This window comes from Auritidibacter sp. NML120636 (assembly GCF_003185945.1).
GTDB lineage: Bacteria > Actinomycetota > Actinomycetes > Actinomycetales > Micrococcaceae > Auritidibacter > Auritidibacter ignavus.
The window spans coordinates 1-15,415 of record NZ_QHLO01000017.1 but is presented as its reverse complement, the minus strand read 5'-3'; the positions used below and the strand labels follow the sequence as shown (position 1 = coordinate 15,415).

At 58.1% G+C, this 15,415-nt stretch carries 13 protein-coding genes and 2 riboswitches; of the genes, 10 read left to right on the top strand and 3 right to left on the bottom strand.

Going from position 1 to position 15,415, the window contains the following annotated elements:
- Positions 1-52 precede the first annotated feature (52 nt).
- Positions 53-703: a TetR/AcrR family transcriptional regulator gene (locus DCC25_RS10860; protein ID WP_110099548.1), complete on the bottom strand. Its 651-nt coding sequence runs from the start codon at positions 701-703 to the stop codon at positions 53-55.
- Positions 704-822: 119 nt separating this feature from the next.
- On the opposite strand from DCC25_RS10860, the gene DCC25_RS10855 reads away from it, so the two are divergent.
- The 10 genes from DCC25_RS10855 (at position 823) to thiD (ending at position 12,181) form a co-directional block, all read left to right on the top strand.
- Complete coding sequence (locus DCC25_RS10855) at positions 823-2,430, top strand: carboxyl transferase domain-containing protein (protein ID WP_110101696.1); 1,608 nt, start codon at positions 823-825, stop codon at positions 2,428-2,430.
- 81 nt (positions 2,431-2,511) lie between these two features.
- Complete coding sequence (locus DCC25_RS10850; protein WP_110101695.1) at positions 2,512-4,557, top strand: biotin carboxylase N-terminal domain-containing protein; 2,046 nt, start codon at positions 2,512-2,514, stop codon at positions 4,555-4,557.
- Positions 4,558-4,589: 32 nt separating this feature from the next.
- Complete coding sequence (locus DCC25_RS10845; protein WP_110101694.1) at positions 4,590-5,723, top strand: acyl-CoA dehydrogenase family protein; 1,134 nt, start codon at positions 4,590-4,592, stop codon at positions 5,721-5,723.
- Between the two features lie 50 nt (positions 5,724-5,773).
- Positions 5,774-6,295 (top strand): MaoC family dehydratase, encoded by a 522-nt coding sequence (locus DCC25_RS10840; RefSeq protein WP_334228547.1) that lies wholly within the window; start codon positions 5,774-5,776, stop codon positions 6,293-6,295.
- On the top strand, positions 6,292-7,152 hold the full coding sequence (locus tag DCC25_RS10835; protein WP_110101693.1) for a CoA ester lyase: 861 nt from the start codon (positions 6,292-6,294) through the stop codon (positions 7,150-7,152). The genes DCC25_RS10840 and DCC25_RS10835 overlap by 4 nt, the downstream gene beginning before the upstream one ends.
- Positions 7,153-7,264: 112 nt before the next feature.
- Positions 7,265-8,425 carry an NAD-dependent formate dehydrogenase gene (locus DCC25_RS10830; protein ID WP_110101692.1) on the top strand — a complete coding sequence of 387 codons (1,161 nt, stop codon included), beginning with the start codon at positions 7,265-7,267 and terminating at the stop codon, positions 8,423-8,425.
- A gap of 104 nt (positions 8,426-8,529) precedes the next feature.
- Positions 8,530-9,441, top strand: coding sequence for a LysR family transcriptional regulator (locus tag DCC25_RS10825; protein ID WP_110101691.1), 912 nt, complete (start codon positions 8,530-8,532; stop codon positions 9,439-9,441).
- 1 nt (position 9,442) lies between these two features.
- Positions 9,443-9,545: riboswitch (TPP riboswitch) on the top strand.
- A 152-nt stretch (positions 9,546-9,697) separates the two neighbouring features.
- Entirely contained in the window at positions 9,698-10,534 is an 837-nt protein-coding gene (gene thiM / locus DCC25_RS10820; RefSeq protein ID WP_233488078.1) for a hydroxyethylthiazole kinase, read from the top strand.
- Positions 10,535-10,537: 3 nt separating this feature from the next.
- Positions 10,538-11,227: a thiamine phosphate synthase gene (gene thiE, locus DCC25_RS10815; protein WP_110101690.1), complete on the top strand. Its 690-nt coding sequence runs from the start codon at positions 10,538-10,540 to the stop codon at positions 11,225-11,227.
- Positions 11,228-11,320: 93 nt separating this feature from the next.
- Positions 11,321-12,181 carry a bifunctional hydroxymethylpyrimidine kinase/phosphomethylpyrimidine kinase gene (thiD, locus tag DCC25_RS10810; protein ID WP_110101689.1) on the top strand — a complete coding sequence of 287 codons (861 nt, stop codon included), beginning with the start codon at positions 11,321-11,323 and terminating at the stop codon, positions 12,179-12,181.
- 4 nt (positions 12,182-12,185) lie between these two features.
- On the opposite strand, the gene DCC25_RS10805 is transcribed toward thiD, so the two are convergent.
- A complete protein-coding gene (locus DCC25_RS10805; protein WP_110101688.1) occupies positions 12,186-12,836 on the bottom strand; it encodes a TenA family protein in 651 nt (216 codons plus the stop codon).
- On the bottom strand, positions 12,833-13,495 hold the full coding sequence (locus DCC25_RS10800) for a TenA family protein (RefSeq protein ID WP_110101711.1): 663 nt from the start codon (positions 13,493-13,495) through the stop codon (positions 12,833-12,835). The genes DCC25_RS10805 and DCC25_RS10800 overlap by 4 nt, the downstream gene beginning before the upstream one ends.
- 107 nt (positions 13,496-13,602) lie before the next feature.
- Positions 13,603-13,695, bottom strand: a riboswitch (TPP riboswitch).
- Positions 13,696-15,415: the final 1,720 nt, after the last annotated feature.

Sequence of the window (15,415 nt, the reverse complement as noted above, 5' to 3'; positions counted from 1 at the left end):
TGGATCTGGCGACCAGATCGGTGTTCTAATGACGCCAAGGTACCAGCATGTGTCATAAATCACAATAACAGCTCCTTGGGAGAGGCGACTGCCCCACATGAGCCGATTCATGCGCCATCACGGCCAACAGGTGCGCCAGTCGCTGGTCAGCTCGCTGAGCCCGGTAGCCGCCAGTGAGCGAGTGCGCCGTGGAGTTAATCAGCCCAAAAATCCCGTAGACCCGCGTGCGAATCTCCTTGGTCGTATCAGCGGGGTGTAACTGAGCCAGAGCCTGCGACCAGATGCGAACATACTCTCGCTGTGTCCGACGAACCTGTTGTCGATCCTCATTGGCCAACTGCGCCATTTCTTGGTCTTGAATCCGAATCACCTCCGGCGCATCCAAAGCGAAGCGCACATGAAAACTAATGAGCTCATCCAGCTGGGGCGTCGGATCCGGATAATGACTTTGAATCCACCGGCCACCTTCCAACAGGGTTCGACTCACATCGACCAACACTTGGCCCAACAGATGTTGCTTGGAATCGAAGTGACGATAGATCGCCTGCGCTGTCACACCGACTTCGGCCCCCACGTCAGCCAGGGACACTTGCGCATACCCATGAGCTGCGAATAATCGCGCCGCGGCATCTAGCAGCGACTGTCGCCGGCGGGCTTTATCTTGGGCTCGACGGGTTCGTTGCCCCTGAATTTCAGTGGTCATCGTGACTCCTTTACGGGACTTTCTCACTGCAGAGATCCGCCATCTAGACAAATGTGAATCATATCACTATCCTAAGATTCAGTGAATGGCGATTAACCCAATTTGTCGCAGGAGGTCCCATGGCGGAGGTCAGTAGCCCGGTCGATACTCGATCTGAACAGTTTCAGGCCAACGCTGCGTTTCACCACGGACTCTGGGACGAATTGCGCCAGAGACTGGCAAGGGTGCGCCGAGGCGGGTCAGAGAAGGCCCGGCAACGCCATCTGGATCGTGGTCGCATGCTCCCACGGGATCGCGTAACCCGCGTGCTCGACGATGGCAGCCCCTTTTTGGAAATTGGTGCGCTGGCGGCCTGGGATGTCTACGATAATCAAGCTCCGTCAGCAGGAATTATTATCGGCATCGGACTGGTTCACGCACGACCGGTGATGGTGGTCTGCAATGATTCTACGGTCAAGGGGGGTACCTATTTCCCGCTGACGGTCAAAAAGCACCTGCGTGCCCAAACCATCGCATTAGAGAACGAATTGCCCTGTATTTACTTGGTGGACTCCGGCGGTGCCTATCTGCCGATGCAGGATGAGGTCTTCCCCGACCGCGAGCATTTCGGCCGGATCTTTTTCAACCAAGCCACGATGTCGGCGAAGAAGATCCCACAATTAGCGGCGGTGCTGGGCTCATGTACGGCAGGTGGGGCCTACGTGCCGGCCATGAGTGATGAGTCGGTGATTGTCCGCAACCAGGGCACGATCTTCTTGGGTGGTCCGCCCCTGGTGAAAGCAGCTACGGGTGAACAAGTCAGTGCCGAGGAGCTGGGCGGCGCCGAGGTCCATACGAAGACCTCCGGAGTAGCCGATCACATCGCCGAATCCGATGACCACGCGTTACAGATCATTCGCAATATTGTCGCGACGCTACCTCCTCCGCATCCCCGGGCCTGGCAGAAAATCACCGCGAGCGCCCCTGCGGCGGACCCCGACGAGTTAGCCGGGATCATCCCGCAGGATCTGAATCAGGCCTTTGATGCCTACCAGGTCATCGACCGCGTCATTGATCGGGATTCGTTCCACGAGTTCAAACCCGATTACGGGACATCGCTGGTCACCGGCTTCGCTCGACTCGAAGGTCACCCGGTGGGGATTGTAGCCAATAACGGGATTCTCTTCTCTGAATCCTCGCTCAAGGGAGCTCACTTCATCGAATTATGCGACCAACGTGGCATCCCACTGATCTTTCTGCAAAATATTTCCGGATTCATGGTCGGTAAGGATTATGAACACGGAGGCATCGCCAAAAACGGGGCCAAAATGGTCACGGCGGTCTCCACCGTACGGGTTCCTAAAATCACCGTGGTCATCGGTGGGTCTTTTGGCGCCGGGAACTATTCGATGTGTGGACGGGCATATTCGCCACGGTTTTTGTTCATGTGGCCCAATGCCCGGATCTCGGTGATGGGCGCCGACCAGGCTGCCGGTGTGCTTGCTACGGTCAAGCGGGACCAGCACGAGGCCGCCGGCACCGAATGGTCGGCCGAAGAAGAGGCTGAGTTCACCGCACCCATCAAGGCCAGCTACGAAGCCCAGGGCCAACCGTATTATTCCAGTGCGCGACTGTGGGATGACGGAATCATTGACCCGCGCGATACACGTCGGGTTCTGGCGATGGCGCTGGACGTGTGCCGTCAGCCCGATCTGCCACCCACCGGTTTCGGAGTCTTCCGCATGTAGTCGTGACCTGGACTCTGTCTGTTCAGCGCCCTGCCCTGACCTACCGCCAGCCATATTGCACCGCACAGTGAAAGATGACTCATGGATCAACCCACCGCTTCAGTCTTCCGCACCGTTATGATCGCTAACCGAGGCGAAATTGCGTGCCGGGTCATCCGGACCGTTCACCAGATGGGCATGACCGCTGTGGCGGTGTATACCACGCCGGATGCCCAGGCATTGCATGTCCGACTCGCCGACCGAGCCGTGCATTTACCCGACCACCAGGCCACCACCGGCTACTTGGACATCGACGCGGTCGTGGCCGCTGCGGTGGAGACGGGGTCTGACGCTATCCATCCCGGCTACGGCTTCCTGTCAGAGAATGCGGACTTTGCCAGAGCCTGTGCTCGAGCAGGGATCACGTTCATCGGTCCCGATGCACAGGCCCTGGAGATCATGGGCGATAAGATCACCTCAAAAAAGCACGTCGGTGCCGCCGGGGTCCCACTCATTCAAGGGATTTCTGAACCCGGACTCAGTGATGAGGAGCTGGTCGACAAAGCCTGTTCGATGACTTTTCCAGTGCTGATCAAGCCGTCTGCCGGCGGTGGCGGGAAGGGCATGTACGTTGCCGAGTTCTTGGACCAGTTGCCGGAAATGTTGGCCACCGCTCGACGTATCGCCCACGCTTCGTTTGGCGATGACACGCTTTTTATTGAACAGCTCATCGGCTCCCCACGCCACGTTGAGGTCCAGATTCTCGCCGACCAGCACGGCAATGTCATCCACCTGGGCGAACGAGAATGCTCCTTGCAGCGCCGGCACCAAAAGGTCATTGAAGAAGCCCCCTCGGTGGTCTTGACCGACCAGACGCGTGCCAGAATTGGTCAGGCCGCCTGCGATACCGCTCTCTCTGTAAATTATCGCGGTGCCGGAACCGTGGAGTTCTTAGTCTCCGATCACGACCCGGACACCTTCTACTTCATGGAGATGAATACTCGCCTGCAGGTCGAGCACCCGGTCACCGAAGAAATCACGGGCATCGATCTGGTGGAACAGCAGCTTCGCATCGCCGCCGGCGAGCCACTAGCCTACACCCAGGACGAGATTCAGTTGCGCGGTCATTCGGTCGAGGCTCGGGTGTATGCCGAGGTTCCTGCCGCCGGCTTCCTGCCCTCCACCGGAACCATCCTCGAACTGGCCGAACCGGCCGGCACCGGGGTGCGGGTTGATTCCGGGTTGCGTCGTGGCAGTGTCATCGGCACGAATTTCGATCCGATGCTTGCCAAGGTCATCGCGACCGGCACGCACCGTGACCAGGCGCTAGACCGTCTCGATCGGGCGTTGAAGAACATGGTGGTGCTCGGGGTCCAGACCAATATCAGTTATCTACGACAGTTGATCAATGATAGCCGGGTCCGAGCCGGGGCGTTAGATACCACCATGATCGAACGGATCCTGCCGGAGATGGATTTCCCGGGGCCCGGAGCCGACGACGCACAGATTGCAGCCACATTGGCTTACCACTTTGAACCGGCTCCGACCACCAGCCTGTCCTCCGGATGGCGTTGCGATGGGTGGCGCAGCATGGCCGAGTCGCCAAGCGTCCGCCGGCACGTCAGCTACCGTACGGCTTCCGGGGACACCGAAGACTTCGACGTCACCTTGGACCCCTCCACGGTGGTCGAGCAGGTGGGAGACCATGAGTACCTATTATCCACACCAGAGTCAATGACCACCAGGGTGCACGCGGTCGTCGCCACACAACGCGCCGGGCAAAGCCAGCTGTGGTGTTTCACCCCGAACTTCGCCGGACTGCTGACCATCAGTGACCGACAGGCCATCACCAGCAACGAGGTCCAAGCCCAGCAGGCTGGCACTGCCGGGCTTATCTCCAACCCGGACGTGAGCTCCCCGCTACCCGGCACTGTGATGTCGGTGCTGGCAACCTCCGGAGACCAGGTATCAGCCGGCGACACGCTGGTGATCGTGGAAGCTATGAAGATGGAGCACCGGCTGGTCGCTCCCTTCGACGGTGTCGTCACGATCCACACAGCAGAAACCGAACAGGTCAAGCTCGGCCAAGTGCTGGCCAGCATCACCCCTGACGATGACAAGAATCCAGAAAACGAGCCCGCAAACTAGCTGGTGATGACCACCACGAAAGGACCTTGGCGATGTCCCTTGATCTCACCGATGAACAACAGGAATTGATTGCTACCGTCCGCGACTTCGCACAGAACGTCGTCGCTGCTGTGTCCTCACAGCATGACCGCGAGCATAGCTTCCCTTACGAGGTCATTGCTCAGATGGGAGAACTCGGCCTCTTCGGTCTCCCCTTCCCCGAGGATTATGAGGGCATGGGCGGGGATTTCTTCGCCCTGTGCTTGGCATTGGAAGAATTGGCCAAAGTCGATCAATCCGTTGCCATTACGCTGGAGGCGGGAGTTTCCCTGGGCGCGATGCCGATCTACCGTTTCGGGACGGAGGAGCAAAAGCAACGCTGGCTTCCCGACCTGGTTGCCGGCCGAAAGCTGGCCGGTTTCGGTCTTACTGAGCCGGGCGCCGGATCCGACGCCGGTGGCACCCGCACCACTGCTCGTGCAGACGGCGACCACTGGGTGATTAATGGAAATAAGGAATTCATCACCAACTCCGGAACCGACATCACCTCGGTGGTCACCGTGACTGCGGTGACTGGGGACCATGAAATCTCCACGATCATCGTGCCGACCGACACCCCGGGCTTCACCGCCGAACCGGCCTATGACAAGGTGGGCTGGAATGCTTCCGACACCCACCCGTTGACGCTGAATGACGTGAGAGTGCCACAAGAAAACCTGTTGGGTCAACGGGGCCGTGGCTTTGCTAATTTCCTCCACACCCTGGATGAGGGCCGGGTGGCCATTGCCGCGTTATCGGCCGGTGTTGCCCAAGGATGCGTGGATGAAGCGGTCCGGTACGCCAATACGCGCATCACCTTCGGCTCTCCCATTTCCCGCAATCAGGCCATTAGCTTCAAGATCGCCCGGATGCAGGCTCGCGCCCACACCGCACGGCTGGCCTACTATGATGCAGCACAGAAATTGGTCGCGGGCCGACCGTTCAAAACCGAAGCCTCGATCGCCAAGTTGGTGGCCTCCGAGGCGGCCATGGATAACGCTCGAGATGCCACTCAGGTCTTCGGCGGCTACGGATTCATGAACGAGTCTCTGGTCGCTCGCCACTACCGCGATTCGAAGATCCTGGAGATCGGCGAAGGCACCACCGAGGTCCAGTTGATGCTGATCGCTCGATCCTTGGGCATGTAATCCCCTTGAGCATCGACAAACCGAATGCTATGTGAAAAAGGAGCCTGCTTGTGAGTACCGCAGATCAGACACCGCCGGTGGTGGTGCAACGGGGCCTCTACGCCGATGAGATGGAGGTCGGCACAATCTATCAGCATGCCCCGGGTCGAACCATCACCGAGGCCGACAACGTACTGTTCACGACTCTGTCCATGAACACCCAATCGCTGCACTTGGACGCGCACTGGTCGTCCCAACAGTCCTTCGGCCAACCCCTGGTGAATTCTATGCTGACCTTGGCAACCATCGTCGGCGCCTCAGTAGCCCAACTGACTCAAGGGACCATTGTGGCTAATCTAGGCTTCGACACTGTCGCATTCCCGCACCCGATGTATCACGGTGACACGCTGTATACCCGCACCGAAATCCTGGACAAGCGGGATTCTGCTTCCCGCCCGCATCAGAGCATCGTGAAGTTCCAGCACGTAGGTGTTAATCAGGATGGCACCGTGGTTGCCGAGTGTGTGCGCTCCACGCTGCTGTGGAAGAACGAAGCTGAACATCGGCGAGAGCAGTCAGGACAGCGTCCATGAACCAACCACGCGATATCTTCACGCTGGGGCCGGCGATCTTGTTCTGCCCTGCCGACCGTCCGCAGCGATACATCAAAGCGGCCGAACGGGCTGATGCGGTCATCCTCGACCTGGAGGATGCGGTTGCCCCTGATGCCAAAGACCGGGCCCGTCACGCTCTGCAAGAACATCTGGCCACGACCGTGGCGCAGGATGCGACGCTGGCAGCCCGCACGATAGTGCGGATCAATCCTGTCGGTACCGAGATGGCTCGGGCCGACCTGGCGACGTTGGCCGGTAGTTCGGTGACCACGGTGATGGTCCCGAAGGTCGAATCGGTCCATCAGCTCGATGCCGTAGCGTCTCGTCTGGACGACCATGTGGGGATGGTGGCCCTGGTGGAAACCGCCCGTGGTGTGGCCTACGCGGCAGCGATCGCCGAGCATCCGCGGGTGGTGGCCATGATGTGGGGTGCTGAGGATCTCATCGCGTCCATGGGCGGTTCCTCCTCACGTCATGCCGACGGAACCTACCGGGATGTCCCCCGTTTTGCCCGGTCCCAGGTGATGGTGGCCGCCGCAAGTGCCGGGGTGGCCTGTGTGGATTCGATCTGGGCCGATATCCAGGATCTGCAGGGTCTGCGAGTGGAAGTCGAAGACGCTGTAGCGACCGGCTTTAGCGCCAAAGCATGTATCCACCCCTCACATGTGGCGACGATCCGGGAGGGTTTCACCCCCAGCGCAGCAGATCAAGAATATGCTCGTGCTTTGCTGGCAGCTGTCGAGGACCACCCCCAGGGAGTGTTCTCCTTCCGGGGCACCATGGTCGACGGTCCGCTCATCGCTCACGCGCGCAGGATTATCGCCCGGACCGGCTGATCGGGGTTTCCGATCATCGCATCGGAGATTTCTATTGGACCGCCTGTGACGCGCTCCATAGGGTAAGGATTAGAGGCACAGCCCATAGATCAATAACAACAAGGAGGTTATTGTGGCGAAAATTCTCATGGTCCTCTACCCCGATCCTGCTGATGGATACCCTCCCCAGTACGCCCGCGAGAGCATCCCCGAGCTCAGCGAATACCCAGATGGCCAGTCCCTACCAACCCCTGACAATATCGATTTCACCCCGGGTGAGTTGCTGGGGTGCGTCTCCGGTGGGCTGGGTATCGTCGACTGGTTGAAGTCTGAAGGCCACGATGTGGTGGTGACCTCTGATAAAGAGGGGGAAGACTCCGAATTTGACCGTGAGCTACCCGATGCCGATGTTGTGATCTCCCAGCCGTTCTGGCCGGCCTACCTGACCAAGGAGCGCCTGGAGAAAGCCAAGAATCTCAAACTGGCTCTGACCGCCGGCATTGGCTCTGACCACGTTGACTTGGATGAGGCCGCCAAGCGCGGAATCACCGTGGCAGAGGAGACCTACTCCAACTCAATTTCGGTCGCCGAACACACCGTGTTGATGGTGCTGGCCCTGGTGCGTGATTATCTGCACCAGCACGACATCTCCCGCAACGGTCGTTGGGACATTGCTGAAGCTGTGTCTCGGTCCTACGATCTGGAGGGAATGGATGTTGGTGTGCTGGCGGCCGGGCGCATCGGTCGGGCTGTCATCGAGCGCCTGGCACCCTTCGATGTCAAACTGCACTACTTCGATCAGCATCGTCTGCCCGAAGACTACGAGAAGAAGTACAATCTGACCTTCCACGAGTCTGCCGAAGCGCTGGTACCGCACGTTGATGTGCTGTGCATTCACACTCCGCTGACACCGTCAACGGAGGGCATGTTCGATGAAAAACTGCTGAACACGATGCGACATGGCGCCTATATCGTGAACCCCGCCCGCGGTGCCATCATGGATCGCGATGCCGTCGTCCGCGCTCTGGAATCGGGGCAATTGGCCGGCTACGCCGGAGACGTGTGGTACCCGCAGCCGGCACCGGAAGATCACCCATGGCGCACCATGCCACATAATGGCATGACTCCGCATACCTCGGGTTCGTCACTGTCGGCTCAGGCTCGTTATGCTGCCGGTACTCGTGAGATCTTGGAAGACTTCCTTGCCAACCGTCAGATCCGCGACGAATACCTCATTGTTGACGGCGGAGACTACGCCGGAACCGGTGCCTCCTCCTACCGCCAGTCGAAGTAACCGGGCCCTGACAAGCCCCATCGATTAAACTCGGTCATATCCTGGGCCGGTAGCCATACTGGCTACCGGCCCGCGGTCGTTAAACGTCCGAGGAGTGACCGGCAATGCACCTGAACCAGCTGGCCTATTTTGTGGCCTTGGCACGAGAACAACATTTTGCACGTGCTGCAGAAGCCTGTTTCATTTCGCAGTCAACGCTGTCTGCCTCGATCAAGAAGCTGGAGTCCGAGCTGGGTGTGGAACTCATTCACCGTAGTCACGCCATGGAGGGGATCACTGAGCAGGGGCACGTGGTGCTGAAGTGGGCCGAGCGCATCCTGGCCGATCATCGCTCGATGGTCGCTGAGCTCGAGTACTCCCAGCAACACCTCACAATTCCGCTTCGCCTCAGTACCGTTCCTACCGGGCTGGCCATCGCTTCACAGCTGGTGACCACCCTGAGAAAAACACATCCGACGGTCACCGTCAGTGTCGATTCCGGGTCCAATGATCATATCCTCCACGGATTGCGCCACCGCGAGCTCGATGCAGGGATCATCCTCGATCTGGGCGCAGAAGATGACCTCTATACCCATCGTGTGGCAGAGGACCGATATCAGCTCCTGGCCAGCCGGGAGTTGCTGGACCAATACCCGCACGTGGTAGACCTGGCACAGTCTCCCTCACCTTCCATCTGCTTATCCGATCTTGCCCACATTCCGCTTGCCGTGTTGTCTCCTGCCATGCAGGCACGAAACATGCTCGATCGAGCCATGGCGCGTGTAGGGGTCGAGCTGCACCCGGCGTTGGAAACGACCACTCTCCCAACACTCCTTGCTGTGGCGACCTCCACCCAGTTCGCTTCACTCGTGCCTCGCTCGACCTTGCAGGAGCCCAGCGTCACAGGACCCGACGCGGTGATTTTGGACCTTGATCCGCCAGTGGAGCTACCTCTGGCGCTTGCCTATCCAGCGACCTCTCCGGCACCCTCGGTCGCGGCTCTGCTAGCCAATATTAACCGCGATGAGTTAGACTGAGCTCCATGACGCGGGGTGCTTCACGTCACCACACGGAAGCTGAGAAGATACCCGTTGAACCTGATCCAGCTCGTACTGGCGAAGGGACGTCTCACCGGTTGCACCGGGTCACTGTGCATGCCCTGTGCTCTTTCCGGATGGTTCTTTCTTGTCTGCCCGAGCTGTCTGCGGGTTTCTTTTGGCACGGTGCCCCCGCGTTAACGCCCACCGTATTGGCCGTTGTGGTCCATCCCCTTGCTGGAAAGGAATAGTCACTGTGGCAGATGAACTGACCCCTCAGGCGATTCACGACGACGTGCGCGCCATCCTGACCCAGGTGAAAACCGGCCATCCGCTGGTGCATTGTTTGACCAATAACGTGGTCAAACAGGTTACCGCCAATGCCTTGTTGGCGGCCGGGGCAGCACCGGCGATGGTGGAAGACGCTGTAGAGGCCGGCGAGTTCGCCCACGTCGCTTCCGGGGTTCTGGTCAATGTCGGCACACTGACCCCCGATATCCGCCAGGCCATGACCTCAGCGGTCAGCGCCGCGCAGTCAGCCAACACCCCGTGGGTGCTCGACCCTGTTGCGGTCGGCGGGTTGAGCGTCCGCACCCAGTTTGCCCGTTCCATTCTGGACTCCCGCCCCGCTGCGATCCGTGGCGACCCCTCAGAAATCGCGGCTCTAGCGGGAACCGGTTCCGGCGGGCGTGGCGTTGACTCCACCGACTCCGTGGAGGCGGTTACCACCATTGCAGCAGAACTGAGCCACCGTAGTGGAGCAGTCGTGGCCGCCTCGGGGCCCACCGACCTGGTCGTCTCCACAGTAGCGCGTACTCACGTCACCGGCGGGCACCCGATGTTGCAACAGGTCATCGGCACCGGATGCGCTTTGGGCGCCCTGACTGCCGCAACTCTGGGCGTCGCGCAGTTGCCTGCCCAACACCACGCTGCGGTGGTGGCGTCCCACGCCTTGGTCTCGGCGGCTGGGACCGTTGCGGGACAGACCGCGAGCGCACCGGGACATTTTGCCGTGGCCTGGTTGGATGCCCTCCACACCCTGAGCGCCGACGACGTGCTCGAGCTGATCACCCTCGACTCCGAACAGGCCTAAAGTATGTCACGGCATTCCACACATCTCGCTGACACCACCGACTGGCGGCTCTACTACATCACCGATACCGAATACTCCGGTGGTCTCACTGCGGTTCCCGACGTCGTGGTCGAGGCGGTGAAAGGCGGGGCCGGTGTCGTCCAGGTCAGAGATAAGACGCTTTCCGACGAGGAGTTCGCCGAACTGACCGTGGCCTGCCAGCACGCCGTGCGCAACCAGCTAGGGCAACAACGGTTCGAGCAGGTCAGGTTCTTCGTCAACGACCGGCTGGACGTGGCCCGCCAGCTCGGTTGTCACCTACACCTGGGACAAACCGATACCCCAATCTCTGAAGCTCGTGCCGTGCTCGGGGAGGAGGTGATGATTGGGTTATCTACGTCAACCCCCCGGCAGGTACGAGAGGCCGTAGATCACCAGCTGGCTGATGTGTTGGGCGTCGGCCCGTTTGCTGTGACCCCCACGAAACCCGATGCTACCACGCCCTTAGGTCTCACCGGGATCAGCCAGTGCGTTCAGGCAACAGCCGGCTCCAAGGTGAAATGTGTTGCCATTGGTGGCATCAACACCACCAATGCGGCTGATATCTATCGCAGAACCGGCGTGGACGGGATCTGTGTGGTCTCTGCTATCGCTGCAGCTAGCGATCCCGCCCAGGTGGCTGCGCAGTTATTCTCGGCGTTGCACCGTGAATAACTGTCCCAGCACAACGCTTCACCCTCCACTACTCGCCCTCGAATCATCAAGACACAGCAAAACACGGAAGGAACGAAAGGAAGGCAAGGACCGATGACATCTCGACCAGCCACCGCCTTAACCATCGCCGGAACAGATCCCTCGGGAGGAGCCGGCATTCAGGCCGATCTGAAAACCTTCACCGCCCTCGGGGTGTACGGAACCTCCGCTATTACCTCGCTGATCGCACAGAACACCCAGGGCGTTCAACAGGTGATCCCCATTGGTATCGATGATCTGCGGGCTCAAATCAGATCGGTGCTGGATGATCTGCCCATTGACGCCACGAAAATTGGGATGCTCGGCTCGGCCGAGATGGTCAAGGCGGTCGCAAAGATCATTGCCGATCGGCGTGAAGAATTCGGTGTTCTCGTCGTCGACCCGGTACTGGTAGCCACCAGCGGAGATAGCTTGTCCGATGACGATGCCGCTCTGGCAATGGTCGAGCACCTGCTTCCGTTAGCGGATGTGGTGACCCCCAACCTTCCCGAAGCTGCGCGGCTCTCCGATGCCGATGCTGAGGCCGAAAGTCTCGAACAGATGACTAAACAGGCCCACGTTCTCGCTCAGCATGGAACTGGAGCGGTGATGGTCAAAGGTGGTCACCTCTACCACGACACCCAGGAGATGACCGATGTGGTCGTCATCAACGGTGAAGCTTATTCGCTACCGATCCCCCGTGTTAGCACCCGCAATACGCACGGCACCGGCTGCACGTTGTCGTCAGCAATCGCAGCCCGAGCGGCCCTGAACGTATCCGCTCAGACCCCGCCAAGCTCCGAGGATCTGTTGGCGTGGATCAAGAAGGGCCAAACTGATCTGGCCCGCGCCCTGGCCGCTGGAGCACAGTGGGAACTCTCCTATGCTCCGCAGACCGGGCACGGGCCCGTCAATCACCTCGCCCTACGGGCCTAACCACTTAGAGTGCTTGTTGCCAGAACTCGGCTTCCAAGCGTGAGGCGGTGGCAAAGATGTGTGACAACTCGGCGAATCGCTGGTCAGACAACGGCCCCTCGCCAGCCAGCGCGTCGAGGTTGTCAACCTCTTGTTCCGAGGCTTTGACAAACTGTGGATCAATGTAGGTTTCGATCCACTCTTTATACCGGTGGTCGGGATTTTTTTCCAGGGCCGGTGCAATCTCGGCACCGATTTCGGCGTAGCCGATCAGACACGGTGCCAGGGAGACGTACAGGTCCAGCAGGGTACCGGTCAGCGCAGTGTCGAGTACGTAGCGGGTGTAGGCCACCGTGCCAAGGTCCTCAGGGGTCGCGTTCAGTTCCTCGGGGCTGATCCCCCACTCGGCGGTCATCGAGGTGTGTAATCCGGTTTCCCAGACAATGTTCTTCAGCCCATCCATCGAATGTTGGATGCCCTCGAGCGTGTGTTGCTTATACACGGCCAGTCCATAGACGCGGGCAAAGTGAATCAGGAAGTGGTAGTCCTGAATCAGGTAGCGCTGGAAGGCTTCGAGTTCTAGGGATTCAGCGGCCAACTTTTGGATAAATTCGTGACGAGTATAGGACTGCCACACCTCCAGGTTGGCCTGCTTCAGATCGTTGAACAACGTCATGCGTGGATTCCTTTCAGCGGGTACTTATAGGTGTCGTTGAAGAAGCCGAGCTCAAGCTCCACCGCCCGGCGGAAAAAGTCGTGGGCGGTCTCGGCATCTTGCGCCCCGGAACGGTCGGCCTCCTGTTCGAGGAAGGTCGCGAAACTCAAGAAGTCCGGGTTGTCGTGCAAGGTGATCCATTCGTGATGAACAAAACTCTCCGGATGGTTCTCGGGAGCTCGGGCCGCCCAGTCTCGGTACAAGCACTCGGTGACCATCAGCACCGCGACCACGGCACTGTAGTTTTGCGAGGATGCCGCTTCCCGCATCAGATCGACGAAACCGCCGGCACTCGGGGTGTCTGGAGTCGATGCGCGGAGTTCATCGGTAACGCCCAGTGCGTCAAAGGCTCGCTGGAAGTAGGTGTCTTCACTATTGACCATTTCTCCGGCGAAGCTGGCGTATCGTAACCGTGCATCGAGCCGGTCCGCGGTGGTGATGGCGGCGCCCAGTAACTGTAAGAACGCTTCAAAGAAGCGGTAGTCCTGGTCGAGATATCCGGCCATCACGGCGTCATCGATTGTTCCCTCGAAAAGCTCGGTCACGAACCGGTGATTAATCGCTTCCTCCCAGGTGTCGCGATTGGCTTCAAGGAGTTCTTGACTAAAACGTTGGCTCATTTCGTCCTGTTGTCCTTTCCGTTCTTGCACAGAAAAACTCAGGACACGATCGTGCACACAGAATAAGGCCTGACGTTGACTCGCTTCACAGGTACCAAGATTCGGTACCAGCACAGCAATGACATCCCTCCGCGAAGATTAATTCGATCAGGTTCTCGGGTGTATTCTCAGCCCATTCTCAGGCACCCCGTGTCGTTCAACACTGTATCGAATGGCCTCATTTTGCGTCTAGGGTGTTGCTCGTTCATCGAGTACACAGCCGGGCACTCTCAGGGCTCTTTAAACAAGGTCAGTCCAGCCCCCTCTGTGTGGCTGGACTGGCCCTGTTGCCGTCTGAGCGTCGATTCTCACTTCAGATAACGCTCTCCGACCTAACCCAAAAAGACCAGGCCGAAGTAGGGCCTACACCTACAAACCCGAGGGCTTGAACAACCACTTTGCCATCATAAAAACATCAAAACAAAGAGAATCAATTGGTCCGATCTTGTTTGGGTGGCATGTCAGTTGACGAGCAACATCCGTCTCGACAGCAACGAAGGCCTGCGACGTTTTAACAGACACTCGCATTCCTTGTTCTAACATGACATATAAAATTGCCGTTTGAATTCTCTCATCAACCTATGTTCGGCTGAACCATTGTAGATTAGCGCAAGCTCAGGCGCTAATATAGCAAGTCAAACTACGCACGTAGGATCGTTAGTCGCACTCGCGCCTCTATTCTTTAGCCCCTTCTACCGGCGCTCTCTTCACGTAGTAACTAAGCTAACCAAGCTGAAGCTATCGAAACCGTGGGGCCAGATTATAAGGGTCGCTTCTGCAATTTACTCTACCAAAATCCGCCTTGAGGTAGACCAGGCAACTACAGCATATGCCGCTTTCTTCAGCAATAAGGCGGTGTTTCTACCCCAGGGAGGCAACCAATCGGCTCAGCGACGCTACCGTACATTGACAAAAGATGCCTTTCCTAAATCCCGGAACACGCACTTCTCCACGACAACAATTCCTTGCACTCAACTAGTAATACTAAACCAAATAGAATCACAGACACTTCGAAAACAGAGCGGTTAACTACTCTCTATCATAATAGTTTTCTAATTATCCTTTCAGCGAGACAGTATTTGAATACTATAAGAAATAGTTATCATATCTATAATACCAAATATAAGTACTTTAGCATTGGTAAATACGTTGGGCAGATATATAGTGTTAGCAAACGCACTAACAAATAGGCCAAGTTCTCCCGAAAGGGGGATTTGGAACTCATCGGTCAGATCGGGGGGCAACAGTGTTTATTTTCGCGCAATTGCCTGGAACCAGCTCCAGGGAAGAGAAGCGAATTGTGAACAAAGAAGTTCCCGACAGAGACGTTAGCATTTTTGTAATTTCACCAGAATACCTAGCCCCAGCTTTTTGCACGCTTACCGGTAGACTGAAGCAAAACCGACACGGATGAAGCTAGAGCCACCCATACAATACGGACTTGGAATATCGGCATGGCAAACTCAAAGTTGTTGTACTGCGTTGCGACGGTAGAAGCCCGACAAAATCTTTAGGATACGGTTTTCAAAACGCTAGTTCCCCCTCCTTTTCACAAGGGGATCCGCAACGCATCGCCTACTGGAAATCCACAACCTACGGCATGATAAACAATATTTTCACCATCGGTGAACCAATCCGGTCGCCACTTTCGAACGGGCTACGACCTAAGACTTCCCCACCTTACTCAACGAAAGCAACGACCTGGCCGACTTGCGGTTAGGCCTAAGAAATGACAGTTTTGTTCCAACCTTATCTGGCTCTTCACAATCGAGGGTGTAGACGGGGGTCTCGGGGAAGTGGCGCGTCGATAGCTGGATAGAGGTCGAGGCCTTCCGATGATGGAAGTTCCTACACAAGCCATCTGAAAGACCTCGACGTGCC

What these genes read in the sequence shown, in the direction of transcription:
- DCC25_RS10850 (WP_110101695.1), top strand. Translation starts at nt 2,512, where the DNA reads ATGGATCAACCCACCGCTTCAGTCTTCCGCACCGTTATGATCGCTAAC.
- DCC25_RS10860 (WP_110099548.1), bottom strand. Translation starts at nt 703, where the DNA reads ATGACCACTGAAATTCAGGGGCAACGAACCCGTCGAGCCCAAGATAAA.
- DCC25_RS10835 (WP_110101693.1), top strand. Translation starts at nt 6,292, where the DNA reads ATGAACCAACCACGCGATATCTTCACGCTGGGGCCGGCGATCTTGTTC.
- thiD (WP_110101689.1), top strand. Translation starts at nt 11,321, where the DNA reads ATGACATCTCGACCAGCCACCGCCTTAACCATCGCCGGAACAGATCCC.
- DCC25_RS10855 (WP_110101696.1), top strand. Translation starts at nt 823, where the DNA reads ATGGCGGAGGTCAGTAGCCCGGTCGATACTCGATCTGAACAGTTTCAG.
- thiE (WP_110101690.1), top strand. Translation starts at nt 10,538, where the DNA reads ATGTCACGGCATTCCACACATCTCGCTGACACCACCGACTGGCGGCTC.
- DCC25_RS10825 (WP_110101691.1), top strand. Translation starts at nt 8,530, where the DNA reads ATGCACCTGAACCAGCTGGCCTATTTTGTGGCCTTGGCACGAGAACAA.
- DCC25_RS10800 (WP_110101711.1), bottom strand. Translation starts at nt 13,495, where the DNA reads ATGAGCCAACGTTTTAGTCAAGAACTCCTTGAAGCCAATCGCGACACC.
- DCC25_RS10845 (WP_110101694.1), top strand. Translation starts at nt 4,590, where the DNA reads ATGTCCCTTGATCTCACCGATGAACAACAGGAATTGATTGCTACCGTC.
- DCC25_RS10805 (WP_110101688.1), bottom strand. Translation starts at nt 12,836, where the DNA reads ATGACGTTGTTCAACGATCTGAAGCAGGCCAACCTGGAGGTGTGGCAG.